At 56.4% G+C, this 1633-nt stretch carries 1 pseudogene; it reads right to left on the bottom strand.

The window, feature by feature from the left end:
• A pseudogene (locus tag ACYVGR_RS37540) lies at positions 1-1633 on the bottom strand (hypothetical protein); the annotation flags it as partial.

Raw genomic sequence — 1633 nt, forward strand, 5'->3', positions numbered from 1 at the left:
GCCTTGTAGCGACAGTGTTGGTGTGGCTGGCTTACCGACATGAACCGTTGTAGCCGCCGACCAGTCACCTTCACAATCACCCAACTTGCACTTCACGCGGTAGGTAGCATCCTGGCTTGGCGTTACGGTCAGGATGGCTCCGGTCTGGAGGGACCCCGTTGTACTGCCATCCGACCAGAGATAATTTCCACCCCCGCAACCCGTTGCCGTCAGCGAGACCGTTTCACCGACGCAAATCGACGGCGTACTCACGATAATCGGCACGGCGGGTGTACCCAGGCTAATGCGCAGCGTAGCCGAAGGAGCACTTGGGCAACCAGCCACTTCACAGATAGCGGTTAGCCAACGTTCGGTGTATACCGATGTCTCATAGACAGCCCCTTCTTTACCATCCGACCATTTCACCGTACCGGTAGCGCAACCTGTGGCGGTTACCGAAACCGTACCACCGTTACAAACCGTTAGGGCATTGCTCGACAGGGAAGGTGCATCAACGACACCTACATTCACCTTGGCACCCGTGGCATCGAAGGCCGCACAGAGGTGGCTAATCAGTTGCCCCACATCCGTTGTTCGGGTAACCCCCAGGTTGATCGAAGACAGAGCGAAGTAATTAGCATCACCCGATGTTCCGTTATAAACCAGCGTATGAATCGAGTAGTGAGCATTCGCCGATGGTACACTGAACTGAGGAGTGATACCGCTTTGCTGAATCACACCCTCTTTCGCCAACAGGTAGACTACCGAGTAGCCATTGGGTTGAACCAGACCACCACTTAGTGTTGCCGCTACCAGCGCGGTAGTGCTACTGGCAGCACACACATTGCCATTCACCGGTGTCAATCCACCGGCGTTAACCAGGCAGTTTCCAGGATTGATCGTGACCGTGTTCGATGGATCGCTTAGACAGGTCCGGTACTTACACTGAGCCGAGTAGTTCTGCGTCCCTTCGGGGCGGACCACGATCGAGCTACCTGTGTTGTTTCCGTAGATGTCATTCGCCGACCAGATCACCGTACCCGGACAACCATTGGCGGTCAGGGTTACCGATCCACCCGCTGTAACCACGGTAGCCGAAGCCGTAATCGTGGGGGCCGTAACCGGTACGACCGTAATCACGTACGAACTCGAGGTTGGGCTGGTGCAGCCATTCATCGTACAGTACACGGTGTAACCCGTCGTTACCGTTGGTTTTACGATAATGCTGGCCGTCGTTTCGCCCGTGCTCCAGTGAGGGGTACCGGGGCAATTTTGCACCGTCAGGGTTACCTCTTCACCAGGACAGATGGCGCTTGTACTACAAACAGCCTCCGGCGTTGGCAACGCCGTTACCGTTACCGCAATCACGTTCGATTTACCCGTACCACACTGACCCGCGTCTTTACAGAGGGCATAGAACTCGTGGTTACCAGTCGTTGCCGTTACCGAGACAATCGCTCCCTGCTGACCATCCGACCAGATCACCGTGCCGCCGTTGCAGCCTGTGGCCGTCAACGTGACAACCCCACTGATGCAAACCTGCTGCGTCGAAGCGGTTACCACTGGACTCGTGCCCGTTCCCGTATTGACAACCACCGTTACCGGGTTGGAAGCCCCGCTCTCACAACTACCCACCTGGCAGGTTGCGTAGTAG

Source organism: Spirosoma litoris (assembly GCF_054776755.1).